Origin of the sequence: Fibrobacter sp. UWCM (assembly GCF_900129735.1) — a bacterium.
Classification (GTDB): Bacteria; Fibrobacterota; Fibrobacteria; order Fibrobacterales; family Fibrobacteraceae; genus Fibrobacter.
This window is the reverse complement of sequence record NZ_FQWR01000035.1, coordinates 1-18,728: the sequence shown is the minus strand read 5'-3', so window position 1 is coordinate 18,728 and position 18,728 is coordinate 1. Positions and strand designations below refer to the sequence as shown.

The window sequence follows — 18,728 nt, the reverse complement described above, 5'->3', positions numbered from 1 at the left end:
TTGTAGTTGACTTTTGCCATTGTTTTACCTTTTTGGGGTTGCGCAATGAATATAGTAGCTTATGCTACCCTCTTATTAAACTCCTGCATGGTCCAAAACGAATTTGGGATAAGTAAAAAATTTTCCATTCGTCATTTTGTCATTTTGTGACACGTCCATAATTTATATTTTGGGCATGGCCGACATATTTACTTCAGACGACAATTCTACGCCCCTTACGCCAGAAGAACGCGAAGGGTTAAAACCTAAATGGATAACGCTCAGGCGCGAACTTAACGAGTTTGAGACCCGTAACATTTTGGATGCGGAAATGTGGCTTACCACCCATAAGCAACGAGATATTTTGAACGACACGTTCCTTATGAAGTTGCACAAGAGAATGTTCGGTCAAGTGTGGAAATGGGCCGGCGAGTATCGAACAACGGAACGGAATATCGGAGTTGCACCGTACCAGATACCGGTCAAGTTGAAAGTGTTGTTTGGCGATGTGAATTTTTGGGTCGAAAACCATACATTTCCCAACTTGGAAATTGCTGTTCGGCTTCACCACAGGCTTGTTTTGATCCATCCGTTCCCAAACGGCAATGGTAGAACTTCGCGATTGATGGCTGATCTGCTCATGCAGCAACTCGGCGAATCAAGACTCTACTGGGGCGATGGTAACTTGACAGACATTACTGATTTGCGAATGAAGTACATTGACGCGCTGCGCGCGGCAGATGCTGGCGATTATGCAGGGCTGATTAGGTTTGTGATGAGATAACATCAAAAAAAATCCCCGCTCCGAAGAGCGAGGATTTTCGCTATGACAATTTGGCCCTAGATTCTATCGCCTCTTCGAGGCTCCAGAATGACAACCTGGCTTACTTCTTTTCGTAAATCTGGTCGAAGATGCCGCCGTTGGAGAAGTGCGTCTTTTGCGCCTTGTCCCAGCCACCGAAGCGATCGATGCTGAACAGGTTCACGTTCGGGTCGAATTCCTTGTACTGGGCGAGAATCTCCTTGTTGGAGGGGCGGTAATGATTCTTCGCGGCAATGTGCTGGCCCTCGTCGCTGTAGAGGTAGCTCAGGTATTCGGTGGCAAGTTCGCGGGTACCGCGCTTGTCAACCACCTTGTCCACGATGGCAACGGAGGGTTCAGCCAGAATGCTGATGCTCGGGATTACGATTTCGTAATCGTTCGGATAGTCCTTGAGCGCAAGGAACGCTTCGTTTTCCCAAGAGAGCAGCACGTCGCCCTGGCCGTTTTCGATGAAGGTCGTGGTGGAGCCGCGAGCGCCCGAGGCAAGCACGAGAACGTTGGCGTAAAGTTTCTTCACGAAATCCTTCGCCTTTTCCTGGTCGCCATTATACTGGTTCTCGGCCCAAGCCCAGGCGGCGAGGTAATTCCAGCGCGCACCACCGGAAGTTTTCGGGTTCGGCGTGATGATGCCAACGCCCGGCTTCACGAGATCGCCCCAGTCCTTCAGGTTCTTCGGGTTGCCCTTGCGGACCAGGAACACGATGGTGGATGTGTACGGGGAGCTGTTCAGCGGGAATTCCTTGACCCAGCCGTCTTCGATGAGGCCCGCGTCGCGCACGGCGTTCACGTCGAATTCAAGCGCGAGCGTCACCACGTCGGCTTCGAGACCGTTGGCCACTTCCAAGGCCTGCTTGCCGGAACCGCCGTGAGACTGCGTGATTTCCACTTCGCCACCGGTCTTTTCTTTCCAGTGCTTCTTGAAGACTTCGTTGTAGTTGGCGTAGAGTTCGCGGGTCGGGTCGTAAGACACGTTGGTGAGCGTCTGCTTTTCGACCTTCTTGGCGGAAGTTTCGCTCTTCTGTTCGTCAGAAGAAGAGCATGCGCTAAAACCGATAGTTCCCGCAATCAGGAGACTTGCCGCAATGGCGGACTTGACAAAATTCTGATTCATTCTTATACCTCGCTTGTTTATTGTTTTTTGTTTGTTGTTTTTTTGTGCGCCGAAATATAGAACCCGTTTTTGCCATTGTCCAATACTTAATTCTTATGCGGTATTATCGGATTTTTTTATAAGTATCGAACGCAAAATAGCCTTTTGCTATCGGCAGGTATAAGAAAATAGTATAACACCGGATATTGTGCCGCGTAAACCCGATTTGTATTTTATAGTATCATCTTTTTTATTTGGATTAAAATGTCTTTAACCCGCGAAGAAGCTCTTAATATTCTGAATACCAATGCAGAACTCTTGCCTGCGCTTGTTGAAAATGCATATAAATTGCGTACAAAGTACAAGGGAAACCGCGTAAGCATCCAGTTGCTCACCAATGTCCGCAGCGGAAACTGCACGCAGAACTGCGCCTATTGCGCCCAGTCCCGCGATTCCGAGGCCCCTATTGAAAAGTACCGCTATGTAGAGGATAAAAGACTCTATGGCGACAACGACCTCGTTGACGAAATGCATTTGGCGAGGCACTGCATCGGGCTCAGCGGCATCCGTTTTGCGGACGATGACATCGAAAAACTTGCCGAACGCATCCGCAAGATGAAAAAGAACGACACGCAAATCTGTTGTTCCATCGGGTTCCTGACCGAAAAACAGGCGCTGATTCTTAAGGAAGCGGGCCTCAACCGCATCAACCACAACCTGAACAGCAGCCGTCGTTTTTACCCGAGCATCTGCACGACGCACACTTACCAGGAACGCATCGACAACCTGAAAATGCTGAAGGGTCTCGGTTTCGAAATTTGTTCCGGTGGCATCATCGGCATGGGCGAAACGCCCGAAGATGTCGTCGATATGCTTTTCGAACTGCTTGAAATCAATCCGGATTCGGTGCCCATCAACTTCTTGCTGCCGGTAAAAGGCACGCGCCTTGCTACCCGCGACATTTCGGCGCTGACGCCCGAATACTGCATCAAGGTGCTTTGCCTTGCGCGCCTGATGCTCCCGAAATCGGACATCCGCTGCGCCGCCGGCCGCGAGGTGTATTTCAAGGGGCACGAAAAGACGCTTTTCAAGGTGGCCGATTCCATATTCGCGTCGGGCTACCTCACCGAAGGCGGCCAGAGCCTCGAAGAAACATTCCGCACCATCGAGGCGGCTGGCTTCACCTGGCAAGTAGAAAGTGAATCATCCCACTAACTTCAAGAAATACCGGTGAATGCTCGTGTCGCTATTGAGTTCCGGGTGAAACGAAAGTGCAATCTGGTTCTTGTAGCGAACGGCAACGATTTGCTCGGGAGCATCTGCAGTATTCGAACTTGCCGTACGCGAAAGGACTTCGACGCCTTCGCCGACCGATTCAAAGAAGGGCGCGCGAATAAAGGTCTGCGGGACCTTTCCGACGTGCGCGACTTCGTTTTCCGTAAAGAAACTGCCAAGCTGCCTTCCGTAAGCATTCCTGCGAATAATGGCGGGGAGTGTCGCGAAATGCGCCTTGTTTTCGCCTGCATTTTTTTCGGCAAGGAGGATTGCGCCGGCGCATGTTGCAAGTACGGGCAGGCCTTCGACAATCTTTTTTCGAAGAGGCTCGAAAAGCCCTAAGTCGTGGAGCAGTTTTCCTTGCACGGTACTTTCTCCACCGGGGAGTACGAGACCGTCTAAATGTCGGTTCAAGTCGCGTAACTGCCTGATTTCAAATACTTCGGCGCCCAGCGATTTGAGGATGCGTTCATGTTCAATGAACGCCCCCTGCACCGCGAGTACGCCAATTTGCGGTTTGTTAATTCCCATTACTTTCCCCTTTCGGCCATCAGCAGCGCGATTTCCTGTTCGTTGATGCCGACCATGGCTTCGCCCAAGTCTTCAGAAAGCTTGGCGATAAGCTTTGCGTCGGTATAATTGGTGACAGCCTGCACAATGGCGGCGGCACGCTTGGCGGGGTTACCCGACTTGAAAATTCCGGAGCCTACGAAAACGCCTTCGGCACCGAGCTGCATCATAAGGGCGGCATCGGCGGGGGTGGCAACACCACCGGCAGCGAAATTCACCACGGGGAGTTTCTTGTTGTCGTGAACGAAGCGCACCAGGTCGTACGACACCTGAAGTTCTTTGGCGCGATTGAAGAGTTCGTCTTCGCGCATGCTCGAGATGCGGGCGATTTCCTGGTTCATCAGGCGCATATGTCGTACGGCTTGGACGATGTCGCCCGTACCCGGCTCGCCCTTGGTACGGATCATCGACGCGCCTTCTTCGATACGGCGCAGCGCTTCGCCCAAATCCTTCGCGCCGCAGACGAACGGAACGTCAAATTCGCGCTTGTTGATGTGGAAAATGTCGTCGGCAGGAGAAAGCACTTCGCTTTCGTCAATGTAGTCAATCTCGATAGCCTGCAAAATCTGCGCTTCGGCAAAGTGGCCAATACGGCATTTGGCCATGACCGGGATAGAGACTGCATCCTGAATGCCCTTGATCATCTTGGGGTCGCTCATGCGCGATACACCGCCCGCGGCACGGATGTCGGCAGGAATGCGTTCCAGGGCCATCACGGCGGCGGCACCTGCGGCTTCGGCGATTTTGGCCTGTTCGGGGGTTGTCACATCCATAATGACACCGCCTTTGAGCATCTGGGCAAGATTCTTATTGAGTTCGTAACGATTCTGGTCAGCCATGTAAATCTCCTTGAAAGTGATTGTTTTGTTTACGGCGCTTAATTTAAAACATTCGCTTGACCTGCACAATATTCAGTTTTTTACTATTTTTATAAGGTCAGTTAAATATCAGATTAGCAATACTAATAAGGTCAGTTTCATGTTCACTTACGATATGTCCAAGGCGGGAGCAAACAGCCTCTACCATTACCTTTACCAATGCATCAAAAAAGATATCGTAGGCGGAAACGTCCTTGCCGAAGAGCAACTCCCTTCCAAACGCAACCTCGCGCAGAATCTCGGCATTAGCGTCGTGACCGTTGAAAACGCTTACGCACAGCTCTTGGCCGAAGGCTACATCTACTCGCTCCCTAAAAAAGGCTTCTTTGTTGCAGACATCAACGCAACAGCGGAACCTCGTGCTCAACGCAAACGCAAGATGCCGCGTACCCGCAGGCTCCGCGCAGAACTCACCGACGAGTCAGAACATATCAACCCGAAATACATTGCCGACTTTGCAAGTAACGGTTCCGATATCGAGGCGTTCCCCTTTACCACATGGGCAAAAATCACTCGCGAGGTCCTTTGCGAAAGGCAAAATGATTTGCTGCAAGTTTCTCCGGGAATGGGCGCGCTAGAACTTCGCCGAGCCATTGCTCGCATGCTCCGCGAATTCAGAAATATCCAGGTATCGCCCGAACAAATTGTCATTGGCGCCGGGACCGATTACCTTTACGGCTTGCTAGTACAATTGCTTGGATTTGACAAGTGCTATGGCGTAGAAGACCCTGGTTGGAGCAAAATATCGAAGCTGTATAGCCAATACGGCGTCAAAGTTCGTCACGTCCCTATTCTGAACGATAACTTTGTGGACTCGGTCGCAGATTTCGGCGTTGACGTGATGCATATTTCCCCTGCCCATCATTTTCCGACAGGAAAGGTGATGCCCATTGGCGAGCGTTACCGCCTGCTCAGCTGGGCTACAGAATCGCCGAGACGCTACATTGTAGAAGATGATTATGACAGCGAATTTCGCATGACAGGAAAGCCTATTCCTGCGTTGCAAAACATCGATGTTTCTGAGAAGGTGATTTACCTGAATACATTCTCCAAAACGATGACATCTGCGATTAGGCTTAGTTATATGGTGCTCCCGCCGCATCTTGTCGAAAAATTTCATCAGAAACTTTCGTTCTACTCTTGTTCCGTATCGAATCTGGACCAGTACGTCATGGCTAAATTCATCGACTTGGGGTATTACGAGACTCACATCAACCGCATGCGTAACCTTTACCGCGCCAAGCGCGACGCGCTGCTGTCGGCAATAAGAAAAAGCAGGCTTTCAAGCGTTATTCGCATTTATGAAGAAGATGCCGGTCTGCACTTTATTTTGGAAGCGTCGATAAAATGTTCTGATTCCGATTTTTGCAGGCAGCTGCGCCAAAAAGGAGTTAACATCAAGGCCCTTTCGGAATACTATTTCGAAGCGCAGCCCTCTGTGCACAAGTTCGTCATTAACTATTCCTCGGTGGATAAGAGGAATGTGCAAAAGGCGGTGCAGGCTTTCGCATTGCTCTGTAAGTAAAGAACGCCCTTGGCGTTTAATAACGTCGAGGACGTGTTTTGCGAGTCGAGATGCAAAAGCGACTTACTTTTCGTTGCGCAACTTCTTTGCGGCAGCCACAAGGTTCTTGAGGCTCGCCGTCGTTTCGGTTTCGCCACGGGTCTTGAGGCCGCAATCAGGGTTCACCCACACGTTCTGCTGCGGGACCTTCGCAATAATCTTGTGGAGTGCCTCCACAATTTCTTGTTCCGAGGGCACGCGCGGAGAGTGAATGTCATACACGCCCGGGCCCACCTGCGTTTCGAACTTGGCTTCGTTCAGGGCGTCAAGCAGTTTGAGGTCGGAACGGCTCGCTTCGAAGGTAATCACGTCGGCATCCATGTTGTCGATATCGCGCACGATGTCGTTGAATTCGCTATAGCACATGTGCGTGTGAATCTGCGTTTCGGGCTTGACCTTCGCATGCACCAGGCGGAATGCCGGAATGGCCCAGTCGAGGTATTCCTTGTGCCAGTCGCTCTTGCGGAGCGGCAGCTTTTCGCGGAGGGCGGCTTCGTCAATCTGGATAATGCGAATGCCATTCTTTTCGAGGTCCAGGACTTCGTCGCGGATAGCAAAACCGATTTCTTGCGCTTGCACCTTCAGCGAAACATCTTCGCGCGGGAACGACCAGTTGAGAATCGTCACCGGCCCCGTGAGCATGCCCTTCACCGGTTTCTTGGTACAGCTCTGGGCGTATACGGACCATTCGACCGTAATCGGAGCGCTGCGGCTCACGTCGCCCCAAACTACAGGCGGCTTCACGCAACGGGTGCCGTAGCTCTGCACCCAGGCATTCTGCGTAAACACGAATCCGTCAATCTTCGAGCCGAAATATTCCACCATGTCGTTGCGTTCGAATTCGCCGTGCACAATCACGTCGAGGCCGATTTCTTCTTGCAGCTTGATGCATTCGGCAATTTTTTTGCGGTTGAATTCCACGTACTGTTCCTTGGAAATTTCACCCTTGCGGAAGGCGGCGCGATTCGCACGGACTTCGGCCGTCTGCGGGAAAGACCCAATGGTAGTCGTGGGGAATGCGGGCAGCTTGAATTCAGCCTTCTGCACATCGCGGCGTTCGAGGCGGCTCGGCTTGCGTTCGAAATCAGCGGCGGTGAGGGCGGCAAGTTCTGCCTGCACCTTAGCGTTCGCCTGCACACGCGGCGTTGCAAACAAGGCCTTATTCTTTTCGAGGGCGTTAACGTCACCGTTTGCGATCTCGGCAAGTTCCACAAGCTTTTCCTCGGCGAAGGCAAAGTGACGGAGCGTTTCGGCGGGGAGTTTCTGTTCGGCAGCAACCGTATACGGCACATGCAACAGCGAGCAAGAAGTTCCGACCACCACATTTTCGGCACCGACAGCACTCACGATTTCGGCGAGCAGAGCATTCTTCTGTGCGAAATCGGCGCGCCAGATATTCTTGCCGTTCACGACACCGGCGAGCAGGAGCGTGTTCTTCGGGAAACCGGACTTGACAAGTTCCAGCGATTTGAGGCCTTCCACAAAATCAAGACCGATGGCATCGAAACCGAGGGCGACCACATCTTGGTACACATCGCGGATATCGCCAAAGTAAGTTTGCAAGGCAACCTTGAGGCCTGCGGCACGCACCTTCTTGATAAGTTCCACATAAATAGACTTGAAAAGTTCCTTTTCTTCGGCGGTCACGTCGAACACCAAAGCGGGTTCGGCGAAGCTGATCCATTCGGCACCGGCAGCGGCGAGCAACTCGGCGACCTTCGCGTAAGCAGCGACTGCAGAGGTTGCAAAATCCTTGGCCTTCTTTTGGCCGTTATATCGGGCCAAGCGGAGGAACGTGTAGGCGCCAATCAAAGTCGGCACGGTCTGGATTCCAGCAACTTTTGCTTCGTTGTATTCCTGCACCGGCTTGGAATCATTCACCTTGAATTCAGAAGCGTCATCGATTTCCGGAACAATGTAGTGGTAGTTCGTGTTGAACCACTTCTTCATGGGGAGCGCCTTCACATCGCCCTTTTCACCCTGATAGCCGTGAGCTGCGGCGAAATACTTTTCGAGATCGCTAAGCTCGAGTTTCTTGTAACGTTCCGGAACAATGCCGAACAAGAACGCGGTATCGAGAACGTTGTCATAGAACGAAAAGTCGTTCGAAGGAATAAAGTCGATACCAGCGGTTTTCTGCTTCGCCCAACCGTACTGACGGATTTCGGCGGCGACGTTCTGGAGCTCCGCTTCGGAGATTTCGCCCTTGAAGAATTTTTCGCTTGCAAACTTGAGTTCGCGGGCCTTACCAATACGCGGAAAACCGATTACAGATGTTTTTTTATTGCTCATAGTGTTTTACCTACCTTTTTTGTTTGTTTTTCGATTACGCCGCCAAATATATCTCCTTTTTCACCATCGGTAAAATACTATTTTTTTCGCATTCACCATAGCTTAAAACTATGGTGCAAACAAAAGCAAACCAGATAACTAGCTATAAGAAAGGTCTATGACTTTACAACAACTTAAATATGCTATCGCCATCGCCGACACACGCAACATTACCGAAGCATCGAAGCGTGTATTCATATCGCAACCGAGCCTTACGGCAGCCATTCATGAGCTCGAAGAAGAAATGGGCGTTACCATCTTCAACCGCTCCAATAAAGGCGTCACGATCACTAACGAGGGCGACGAATTCCTCTCTTACGCAAGGCAAGTCTTGGAACAGGCAACCCTGATGGAAGACCGCTACAAGGGTGGCAAAGGCGGCAACACCATCTTCTCCGTGAGCTGCCAGCATTACTCTTTTGCCGTCAACGCATTTGTCGATGTCATCCGAAAATTCGGTGGTCCGAGTTACGATTTCACGCTCCGAGAGACACAAACTAACGAAATTATCGACGATATTGCCAAGCTAAAAAGCGAAATTGGCGTACTTTATTTGAGCGACAAGAACGAAAAAGTCATCAAAAAACTCATTCAAAAGAACAATTTGGTCTTTGAACCGCTCTTTGCAACCCCTCTGCATGTGTTTATGTCGTCCAGGAACCCTCTCGCTCGAAAAGAAAAAATCACGCTGGAGGACTTAAAACCATATCCGTACCTAACCTACGAACAGGGCGATTTTAACTCATTCTACTTCGCCGAAGAACCGCTTACGGCCATCGATTTCGACTGTCCGCGCAACATCAAGGTGCGCGACCGTGCCACACTTTTCAACCTGCTCATCGGCCTCAACGGTTACACCATCTGCTCGGGCGTCATCAGCCACAAGCTCAACGGCCGGAACATTATCGCGCGGCACCTTGACGTTCGCGACAAAATGACTATCGGCTACGTAATGCGAAAAGGCGTAACGCCATCGCGCTACGCCAAAGCCTACATTACTGCCCTTTTAAGGCATTGCAAATAAAAAAAAGGCCCCCGGCGCGGGTTACGCCAGGGGAAGGTTTTGGAGATGTAATTACTGGATGCTTGCGGTAAAGCGGGCTGCAATGGCAACATCAGAGAGCTCCTTTTCGCTGTAGGCGCTCAACTGTATCTTGCTGTGCTTACCGAATTTCTTGATGAGGCTCACCGTCCAGGCGAGTTCATCGGCACCGGCCTGGATTTCGTCACGGTCGCCAACGTATTCAAGTTCCGCATAGAGGCTGTTCAAGATGCCCGCAGTCGGGATTTCCACACCCACGAAGAACGGAACGTAGTCGGTACCCTGGGCATATTCAGACTTGATGGCATTTGCTGCCGAGAGGTTTTCGCCGTCACCCGTGGTGATGTAGGCAATTTCGCCGTAGAGGCCGAGATTCTTCGCGAAATAGTAGCTTGCGCGGCCTGCAATGCGGTGCGATACTTCTGCCGTGTGCTGAATCGGGTCGAGAAGGTTTCCGCGGTAGGCGGCGCTGATTTTCGCATCGCCGAGTTTCACGGTTTCTTCGGCGCGGAGGTAACCGGTATCAAACTTGTTGTCGTAAGTACCGAGCAACAGGCTGAAGCTCGAAATGCCCTTGTCGAAGCCGAAGCCGAGAGCGTCGTGCTGGTAATCGCGGGCAAGGAATCCGCGCTTGTTCAGGTGCACGTCCACGTAGGTACCGAAGTTACCGGCAACAGTCCAGTCCGTACGGAAGCGACCGAATTGCGCACTGAAATCGCCGAAATCGGTGTTCCACTTGTACTTGGCGTAGTAGGTATCGGCGCTGATCTTGTCGAAGCTGAAGTTCTTGCCGTCACCGTCCTTGACCTTGTTGCCAAAGGCCGGAGAGAAGATACGAATGTTGATTACCGCCTCGAAATCGCCGGAAGTGTATTTTCCGCCGATGTTTGCACGCAAGAAGGAATTGTCGAGCGTGTTGTCGGCATCGTTATCGTAAACGGCCTTGATTGCCTGCGCCTGCACGTTTCCGGTGAGTTTGAAAGCGGGTTCTTCTTTCGCTTTTTCGGGCGCGGCAGCTTCTGCCTTCGGGGCTTCAGCCACAGGGGCTGCAACAGGGGCGGCTTCTGCAGACGTTTCTGCTGCCGGAGCCTCCGCAACGGGGGCTTCGGCCACGGGAGTTTCAGCGGCAGGTGCGGCAGCCGAAGTTTCTGCTGCCGGGGCTTCAGCCGCGGGGGCAGCGGCCACAGGAGCTTCAGCCGCGGGGGCAGCGGCCACAGGCGCTTCTGCTGCAGGGGCAGCATCCTGGGCGAAAACGTTAGAGGCGAAAAGAGACGTAGTAATGACCGCAGCGGCGGCGAGCTTTGCAAAATTCTGGTTCATTCTTAAACTCCTTGGTTATGGTTATTGTTTTGTTTTTTGTGCGCACAAATATAGAAGGCGTTTTTCGTATTGTCCAATACTTTAATTTTATGCGGAGTTATCGGTTTTTGCTATACAAAAGATCCCCGTGATTCTATCGGGGCTTCGCCCCTCCAGAATGACAACGGGGATGACTATTAGAAAGACAACTGTGACAACTATTGGAATGACAATGGTGTGCGTCAGTTGTTACTTTATCACAACTTTTCGATACGTGTCAAAAACTGTCCACTTCTTGAAGAATTCCTCGCGGCCAATTTCACCCGCTTCGGCGTATTCGCGAAGCAAGCGAGACACATCCTCGTCGGAGTAGACCTTAATTTCAAAGCCGCGCCCGTTGATGACCGGGAGACCGTCGTAAAGGTACGCGCCCGCTTCCGTAATTTCGGAAATGCGCCTATCGCGCACCTTCACGGTCACACTGTCACGCAAGATGATGATGTCGAAATCGTCGGGATAGCGGTAGCTCTCCCCCACTGTCGGGATTTCGTCACCCACGGTGTAGTGCTGTCTTACGGGCTGTTGTTTCACCACGGATAGTGTCGCCGTATCGTAGAAAAACTCTTCAAAGATTTCTCCGCGACCATGGCGTTCGCCCTGCACGAATTCAGCCTTTTCGCCTGCGGCAATCTGCCTTTCGTAAAGACCTTCCACAACGCCACATGCCGATGTCGCATGGGTCACGCGGTCAATCAGAATGAGTTCACCCAAAGTCTTGTGCTTCTCGAAAAGGTCAACAACAATGGCTTCAGCAAACACAATCTCGACTACGGCAATGCCGTTCTTTTCAAGCGCATCGGAATTGATATGTTTTCCGTTATTAATATCAACGGAATAATCAATTTTATTTATGATTCCGGGAATCGTCTTCGTCCCGAGTTTTACAAGGAAGTCCTTGCCGAGCGAAAGCGGTTCATCGTCCATCCACAGGAGCGAAGCCCTGATTTTCTTGTAGCTGCCGATGTCCGCGTCTTTTGCAAGCACGCAGCCTCTGGACACGTCCACCTCGCGATCAAGCGATATGGTGACAGGTTCACCGGCGTGAGCCTCTTCCACATTCCTGTCGCCGCGCAGGATTCCCTTGACAGTCGCCATCTCGTTGCTCGGAAGGCTTGTAACCGTATCGCCCACGCGAATTTTGCCCGCTTCGATTTGCCCCTGGAACCCGCGGAAAGTGCGGTCCGGACGGCAAACGCGTTGCACGGGCAGGTAGAATCCCGCTTCCGTCTGCGCATCGTCGATATCGATGGTTTCGAGATAATCCAGGAGGGCCTTGCCCGAGTACCAGGCGATATTCTTGGATTTTACGGTCACGTTGTCGCCTTCGGTAGCCGAAAGTGGAATCACGTAGACGCTGTGGAGCGAAAGTTCAGCCGCAAGTTCGTTGATTTGCTCGAGAATTTCTTCGAAACGTTCCTTGCTGTAGCCCACAAGATCCATCTTGTTGACCGCAAAGACAAAGTAACGGATACCCATGAGCTTGCAGATGCGGGCATGCCTGCGGGTCTGCACCAGCACGCCCTGCGAAGCATCTACGAGAATCACGGAGAGGTCAGCAAACGAGGCGCCCACCGCCATGTTGCGGGTGTATTCCTCGTGCCCCGGGGTGTCAGCCACAATAAAGCTGCGGCGATCCGTCGTGAAATAGCGATACGCCACATCGATGGTAATGCCCTGTTCGCGTTCGGCCATCAGGCCATCGAGCAAAAGTGAATAGTCGATTTTTCCGCTGCGGCTACCCACCTTGCTATCGAGTTCCAGAGCCTTTTCCTGGTCGGCGTAAAGCAATTTGGAATCGTAAAGAATGTGGCCGATGAGTGTTGATTTTCCGTCATCCACGCTACCGCATGTAATAAACTTCAACAAGCCTTTCATTAGAAATATCCCTCCCTCTTGCGGCGTTCCATGCTGCCCGCGGCTTCGTTATCAATCACGCGGGAAGTGCGTTCCGAAGATACCGCGCTCAAGGTTTCGTCAATGATTTCATCAAGTGTCGTGGCAGTCGATTCGATGCCGCCCGTGAGCGGGTAGCAGCCCAACGTGCGAAAACGCACCGACTTGATTTCGGGCGTTTCGCCTTCTCGCAGCGGGAAGCGGTCGTCGTCCACCATGATGATGTTGCCGTCGCGCACCACGACCGGGCGCGGGGCCGCAAAGTACAGCGGAACAATGTCAATCTTTTCGCGTTTGATGTACTGCCAGATATCCTTTTCGGTCCAGTTCGAAATCGGGAAAACGCGGATGCTTTCGCCCTTGTTTATTTTCGTGTTGTAAAGTTTCCACATTTCCGGGCGCTGGTTTTTCGGGTCCCAGGCGTGCGCGGAATTGCGGAACGAAAAGATTCTCTCCTTCGCGCGAGACTTTTCCTCGTCACGGCGCCCGCCACCAAACGCCGCGGTGAAGCCGTACTTGTTCAAAGCCTGTTTCAAGGCCTGCGTCTTCATGATGTCGGTGTATGCCGCGCCGTGGTCAAACGGGTTGATTCCGCGATTGACGCCATCCTGGTTGATGTACTCGATCATCTCGATGCCGAGCTTTTGCGCCGTGCGGTCACGGAACTCAATCATCTCGCGAAACTTCCACGTGGTGTTCACGTGCAAGAACGGGAAAGGCGGCTTTTCGGGGTAAAAGGCCTTCATGGCCAAATGCAACATGACGGAACTGTCCTTGCCGATAGAATAAAGCATCACCGGCTTCTCGCATTCTGCAGCGACTTCGCGGATGATGTAGATGGCTTCGGCTTCCAGCTCGTCGAGGTGTGATAATTCGCTCAAATTAAATCTCCATTAAGATTCCGGGCCAAGTCCGGAATGACGATTGTTGTGAATTCTTTTAATACTTATTTGATTCCTTGGGGTCGATATCGATAGTCTTGACGCTTCCGTCATTCAGTTCAAAAAACCACCGCACGATATCGTTCTTTTCGCCCTTGACTTTTTCGGTATGCACCTTGCAGCCCTTGCCACCAATGTCTTCGCCGAGAAAGAAGCTGATGGCATGGACCGGGCATTCCTTGATGCACGATGTGCAACCCCAGCAGTCCTTGGGGTACTTGATAAACGCTTTCTTGTTCTCGTTTATCTTGATTAACGTGCCGGGGCAAACGTCGTGGCAGCGACCGCAACCGATGCACTTGCCTTGATCAATGCTGATGCTCATAGTTCCTTTGCCCTTCTGCAGTGAGTTCGCGCAAGATGATTTTAATTTGTCCGTTTTCGAGACGGGAATTCACGTACTTGCGGAAACGTTCGTTGTCCTTTTCGGGATAATCGGTGTTTTCGGCGAAGCTGTGCCAACGCGTTTCGTGGCGGGCAGCCAGGTGCGCAATCACGCTCTTGCAGACCGTCAAGCGCTCCTTGAGTTCGTAGATGTACATGACCTCTTGCAAGTCGTCTGCATGCAAGGCGCCCACACGGGCCTCGATTTTCTCGATTTCCTTGCGGGCAATCGCTAGTTGATTTTCGCTATAACGATAGCCCGTCTTGATACCGCCTGCATAAGCGTCCATAGCCACTTGCATTGCTTCTTCAAGACTTTCAGCGGTGTCCGCGCCGTTCTTGTTATTGAGGAACTTCTCGATTTCTGCGATGTGGTTTTCAATCTCGCCCTCCTTAATGGTTGCTTCGGCATGCTCAGCAACCTTAAATTGCACGTCAGGTCCCTGAGCTGGTTGATGAGCTTGTCGAATCAGCCGAAGGGCCGACAAACTCTCTATATATTCCACCGCGCTTTTCGCCGCAATCTCACCTTCAGCAAGGGCCCCCGTCACATACTTTTGCGGAGCACCACCAGCAACGTCACCAGCGGCATAGAGCCCTTCGATGGTCGTCGCACGCTTTGTATCGACCCAGTAACCGCTTGCGGTGTGGCCGCCCACGATGTAGGGTTCCGTTCCTTCGATTTCCACATTCGCCTTCGACGGCGTGCCGTTTTCAATCCAGCGAATCGTCTGCGATGGAGCCATGTTCAGGTAAGCCTTCAAAAGCGATTCTTCCTGTTCAGGCGTAATCCCGACAGTGCGCAAATAGCACGGCCCGCGGCCTTCCAGATTTTCGGCCACCGTCCCGTAAACGCGTTCCGATGTCGAAATCCCGTATTTGGTCTCGTAGACTTCTCCGAGCGCATTCACCTGCTTGGCGCCAACGCCTTGCGCGAGCGTGCCCGTCGGGGCAATCGTATCCTTGCAACGGAGCGCAATAAAACGCATCTCGAAAGTCGTCATCTCGGCACCGTGACGGATTCCCATCGCGTAACCCGCGCCCGTATTGAACGGCGGGTACCACATCTTGTGCCGTGAAAATCCCGGGTTGTTCGGGCGGTAAAGCCCGGCTGCACCACCCGTCGCGACAATGACCGCGCGCGCCTCGATTGCGTAAAAAGTATCGTTCTCTATCCCGAAACCGAACGCGCCGTCAATCCTGTTGTCGTGAACGGAAAAATCGAAAATGTTCACGTGGTTCAGCACCTGAACGTTCGGCGCCTTCGCGACAGCCGCAGCCAGAATCGGCTTGATGTTCTCGCCGTTGATTTTGATGTTGCGGTTCCCGCGGGTCACATACTTGCCGTCCATGTCCTTCAAGATGACCAGGCCCAGCTTTTCCAGGTGCGCCGTGACTTCGTTAAACCTCTCCGAAATGGAATAGAGCAAATCCTCGCGCACGATTCCGTCGGCATCTTTTTTCGCATATTCCACATAATCCCTGGGCGTGCGGCCTTCGGTAATATAGGCGTTCAAGGCATTCACGCCAGCGGCAAGACAACCGCTCCGCTTGATGTTCGCCTTCTCGACGACAAGAACTTTGAGGTTCGCGGCATCCTGTACCCCAGCACCTTTATTTTCCGCGGCATTTGACGCGGCAGTAATAGCCGCATAACAGCCGGCCGTCCCGCCGCCTATAATCAGCAAATCCGTTTTAAGCCGTTCTATCTTCACAGCATCTCCGTACAACTTTTGGTGCTGCCAAATATAGAACGCGATTTTCACCCCGTCCAATACAATGTTTTTATGCGGAGTTATCGATTTTTTCTATAAGAAAAGCCCGCCAAGCGTTAACTTGACAGGCTCTTGAAAATGTTCATTACAGCCAGTTTTACACTTCTTTCCGAAAGCTTGGATAAGCGAGTATAGCGAGGCCGCAACGTCTTTCCCGCTAAGTATAAGCAAGCGAGACAAGGCGTGGATGCGCGTAGCGTACTAAAACGTACGTGAGCGCAGCCACAACGCAGTATCGCGAAGCTTAGACAACGCGGGTCATGCCGGACATGCGTTCACGCAGCCAAGCTCCGACCTCTTCCACCGGATGCTGACGGATGTTCTTGTTCACCTTGATCAGTTCTTCGTTATCCACAGCGGTGGTCTTGCCTTCGCCGTAGATAGCGCCGATGTCGTCCTTCTTCACTTCGTTCTTCATGAAGTCGGCGAGCAGAGGCACGCACTTGTTGGCGAACAGGTAGCAACCGTATTCGGCGGTGTCGCTGATCACGCGGTTCATTTCGTACAACTTCTTACGAGCGATGAGGTTCGCGATAAGCGGAGTTTCGTGGAGAGATTCGTAGTAGGCGCTCATCGGCTTGATGCCCACGGAGCACATGGTTTCGAATGCGAGCTCCACACCGGCCTTGATCATGGCGGTCATGAGAACGCCGCGGTCGAAGTATTCCTGTTCGGTGATGACCTTGTCGGTAGCTTCGACCTTTTCGAATTCGAGCTCGCCCGTTTCGCCACGCCACTTGAGCAAATCCTTGTCGCCGGCTTCCCAGTCGACCATCATGGTGCTGGAGAACTTGCCAGAGATGATGTTGTCCTGGTGTTCGCAGTAGAGCGGCTTCATGATCTTCTTCATCTTTTCGGCGAGTTCCGTGGCGCGGATCTTGGCCGGGTTGGAGAGACGGTCCATCATGTTGGTGATGCCGCCGTGCTTCAGGGCTTCGGAAATGGTTTCCCAGCCGTACTGGAGCAGCTTGACCGCGTAAGCCGGTTCAACGCCGAAATCCTTCACCATCTTGTCGTAGCAGAGGATCGTGCCGGTCTGGAGCATACCGCAAAGGATGGTCTGTTCGCCCATGAGGTCGGACTTCACTTCGGCGACGAAAGAGCTTTCGAGAACGCCCGGACGGTCGGCATGGAGGCCAGCGGCGTAAGCCTTGGCGTAGTCCCAGCCCTTGCCTTCGGGGTCGTTTTCCGGGTGCACAGCGATAAGGCAGGGCATACCGAAACCGCGAACGTATTCGCTACGGACTTCGGAACCCGGGCCCTTCGGGGCGACCATGATCACGGTGATGTCCTTGCGGATTTCCTGGCCTTCTTCGACGATGTTGAAGCCGTGGCTGTAAGAGAGGGCGGCGCCCTTCTTCATGAGCTTCATGATGGCCGGAATCACGTTGTGGTGCTGCTTGTCCGGTGTGAGGTTGCAAACGAGGTCTGCATCCGGAATCATTTCTTCGTAGGTACCGACCTTGAAGCCGTTTTCAGTAGCGTTCTTCCAGGACTGGCGCTTCTGTTCGATGGCTTCCTTGCGGAGCGTGTAAGAGACGTCGAGGCCGCTATCGCGCAGGTCAAGACCCTGATGGAGACCCTGGGCACCGCAACCGACGAACACGATCTTCTTGCCCTTGAGGGCTTCAACACCACGGCTGAATTCAGAATGTTCCATGAAACGGCAGTGGCCAATTTCTTCAAGTTGGCGACGCATAGGGATAGAATTGAAATAATTCATTTTTTGAACCTCTGTTAATTAGAATGTTTCCGGGGGGAAAGATAGTAAATTAGACGAAAGACCGCTTCGCTGGTAGACGAAAGACGAAAGATTATAAGTTTTTTCCACGCAAAACGCCCCAAAAACGTCATTCTGGAGCCGAAGGCGATAGAATCCACCATAAAAGGGGGAAGCCTCCCCCTCGCTGCAGCCTTGACTTATGTCACCCTGGAGCGAAGCGATAGGGTCCAAGTCAAGTCTTCCGCTACCCCCACGCCTAGGGGCTCCGCCCCTAAAACCCCGAATTACGTCATTGCGAGCCCCGAACAGGGATGAAGCAATCCATGCGCCCTGCTAGGGGACTACTATGTAGTCCCTCGCTGCTCGGCTCGGCAATGCAGAAAAGCCAGCATTTCTGCGCTGCGCTCGCCTCACTGCTAGTCCTTTACACAACGAACAGAATACGCAAAACTCTTGTATCCGACCCCAAAATTGAGGACAAAGCCATTACTGTTACTATTAAATCCCATTTCTGTGGCAAACAAATCATTAACTGATTGAGAACTCCACATACGCGAAATACCCCCCGCTCCATAATATTTACCATTGTCTTGATAATAACCAACAGGTAAAGCAGAGAAGCCCAAAGAATCTGTACCATTACCTCCATTAACCCAACCCGTCAGTGACTTGAATATTCTACCCGCATTAGCAGTATCAACCGCCATCATAATCAAATCATTCCATTCATCTCTACTAGGCAAATGCCATCCCTCGATACAGACACCCCGAATTCTAGCTGGGAGCGAATCACAGTATTTTCTATCGCCACATTCTATCGGATTCTCCACATCATTCGCCAGCTTCAAGGAGTCAATGGCCGCCGCCCATGTGTATAGACGGCCGCCCACATCACAATTTTTTTTCTTATTATCGTAACACCATGACCATCTATACTTGTAATCACCCGAACCGCCCTGGCCAGGGTCAAAGTTCAGATTTTCAGCCATCCAAGTTTGGTCGCCAATTGGATTTGTAGGTTTTTTAATAGTGGGTTCATGAACAACCATATTCATTACCGGTTAAGTTAAAATATATCCTTTTTTCTTGTTAAGTGGTATA

General features: G+C 52.0%; 15 protein-coding genes. 4 read left to right on the top strand and 11 right to left on the bottom strand.

The features are described 5' to 3' along the window. Positions 1 to 175: 175 nt before the first annotated feature. Positions 176 to 763, top strand: a complete 588-nt coding sequence (locus BUB22_RS15145) for a mobile mystery protein B (RefSeq protein ID WP_073116429.1) — start codon at positions 176 to 178, stop codon at positions 761 to 763. A 100-nt stretch (positions 764 to 863) separates the two neighbouring features. Here BUB22_RS15145 and BUB22_RS15140 read toward each other — a convergent pair whose 3' ends face one another. After that, positions 864 to 1,913, bottom strand: a complete 1,050-nt coding sequence (locus BUB22_RS15140) for a sulfate ABC transporter substrate-binding protein (protein WP_073116425.1) — start codon at positions 1,911 to 1,913, stop codon at positions 864 to 866. Positions 1,914 to 2,156: 243 nt separating this feature from the next. Here BUB22_RS15140 and bioB point away from each other — a divergent pair, with 243 nt between their 5' ends. Continuing rightward, positions 2,157 to 3,107: a biotin synthase BioB gene (bioB, locus tag BUB22_RS15135; protein WP_073116423.1), complete on the top strand. Its 951-nt coding sequence runs from the start codon at positions 2,157 to 2,159 to the stop codon at positions 3,105 to 3,107. Here the strand turns inward: bioB and pdxT are convergent. Continuing rightward, entirely contained in the window at positions 3,096 to 3,698 is a 603-nt protein-coding gene (gene pdxT / locus BUB22_RS15130) for a pyridoxal 5'-phosphate synthase glutaminase subunit PdxT (protein WP_073116422.1), read from the bottom strand. The two genes, bioB and pdxT, sit on opposite strands and share 12 nt — an antisense overlap. Continuing rightward, positions 3,698 to 4,576: a pyridoxal 5'-phosphate synthase lyase subunit PdxS gene (gene pdxS / locus BUB22_RS15125; RefSeq protein ID WP_073116420.1), complete on the bottom strand. Its 879-nt coding sequence runs from the start codon at positions 4,574 to 4,576 to the stop codon at positions 3,698 to 3,700. Before pdxS ends, pdxT begins: the two co-directional genes overlap by 1 nt. A gap of 139 nt (positions 4,577 to 4,715) precedes the next feature. Here pdxS and BUB22_RS15120 point away from each other — a divergent pair, with 139 nt between their 5' ends. Further along, positions 4,716 to 6,140 carry a MocR-like pyridoxine biosynthesis transcription factor PdxR gene (locus BUB22_RS15120; RefSeq protein ID WP_073116418.1) on the top strand — a complete coding sequence of 475 codons (1,425 nt, stop codon included), beginning with the start codon at positions 4,716 to 4,718 and terminating at the stop codon, positions 6,138 to 6,140. A gap of 63 nt (positions 6,141 to 6,203) precedes the next feature. On the opposite strand, the gene metE is transcribed toward BUB22_RS15120, so the two are convergent. Next, a complete protein-coding gene (gene metE, locus BUB22_RS15115; RefSeq protein ID WP_073116416.1) occupies positions 6,204 to 8,471 on the bottom strand; it encodes a 5-methyltetrahydropteroyltriglutamate--homocysteine S-methyltransferase in 2,268 nt (755 codons plus the stop codon). 157 nt (positions 8,472 to 8,628) lie between these two features. Between metE and BUB22_RS15110 the strand changes: the two genes are divergently transcribed. Then, entirely contained in the window at positions 8,629 to 9,534 is a 906-nt protein-coding gene (locus BUB22_RS15110) for a LysR family transcriptional regulator (RefSeq protein ID WP_073116414.1), read from the top strand. Between the two features lie 51 nt (positions 9,535 to 9,585). Here BUB22_RS15110 and BUB22_RS15105 read toward each other — a convergent pair whose 3' ends face one another. The 7 genes from BUB22_RS15105 to BUB22_RS15075 all read right to left on the bottom strand — a co-directional run bounded on the left by BUB22_RS15105 (position 9,586) and on the right by BUB22_RS15075 (position 18,682). Further along, positions 9,586 to 10,872: a hypothetical protein gene (locus tag BUB22_RS15105; protein WP_254794769.1), complete on the bottom strand. Its 1,287-nt coding sequence runs from the start codon at positions 10,870 to 10,872 to the stop codon at positions 9,586 to 9,588. Between the two features lie 228 nt (positions 10,873 to 11,100). Beyond that, positions 11,101 to 12,786 carry a sulfate adenylyltransferase subunit 1 gene (locus BUB22_RS15100; RefSeq protein WP_073116413.1) on the bottom strand — a complete coding sequence of 562 codons (1,686 nt, stop codon included), beginning with the start codon at positions 12,784 to 12,786 and terminating at the stop codon, positions 11,101 to 11,103. Further along, positions 12,786 to 13,685: a sulfate adenylyltransferase subunit CysD gene (gene cysD, locus BUB22_RS15095; protein WP_073116411.1), complete on the bottom strand. Its 900-nt coding sequence runs from the start codon at positions 13,683 to 13,685 to the stop codon at positions 12,786 to 12,788. The genes BUB22_RS15100 and cysD overlap by 1 nt, the downstream gene beginning before the upstream one ends. Before the next feature lie 58 nt (positions 13,686 to 13,743). Next, the gene (locus tag BUB22_RS15090) at positions 13,744 to 14,070 is read right to left on the bottom strand and encodes a 4Fe-4S dicluster domain-containing protein (protein WP_073116409.1); all 327 of its coding nucleotides are present in this window, start codon (positions 14,068 to 14,070) and stop codon (positions 13,744 to 13,746) included. Continuing rightward, positions 14,054 to 15,844, bottom strand: coding sequence for an adenylyl-sulfate reductase subunit alpha (locus BUB22_RS15085; RefSeq protein ID WP_073116427.1), 1,791 nt, complete (start codon positions 15,842 to 15,844; stop codon positions 14,054 to 14,056). Before BUB22_RS15085 ends, BUB22_RS15090 begins: the two co-directional genes overlap by 17 nt. 304 nt (positions 15,845 to 16,148) lie before the next feature. After that, positions 16,149 to 17,627, bottom strand: a complete 1,479-nt coding sequence (gene ilvC, locus BUB22_RS15080; protein WP_073055777.1) for a ketol-acid reductoisomerase — start codon at positions 17,625 to 17,627, stop codon at positions 16,149 to 16,151. A gap of 416 nt (positions 17,628 to 18,043) precedes the next feature. Then, the gene (locus BUB22_RS15075) at positions 18,044 to 18,682 is read right to left on the bottom strand and encodes an FISUMP domain-containing protein (RefSeq protein WP_073116408.1); all 639 of its coding nucleotides are present in this window, start codon (positions 18,680 to 18,682) and stop codon (positions 18,044 to 18,046) included. Between the last annotated feature and the right edge of the window lie 46 nt (positions 18,683 to 18,728).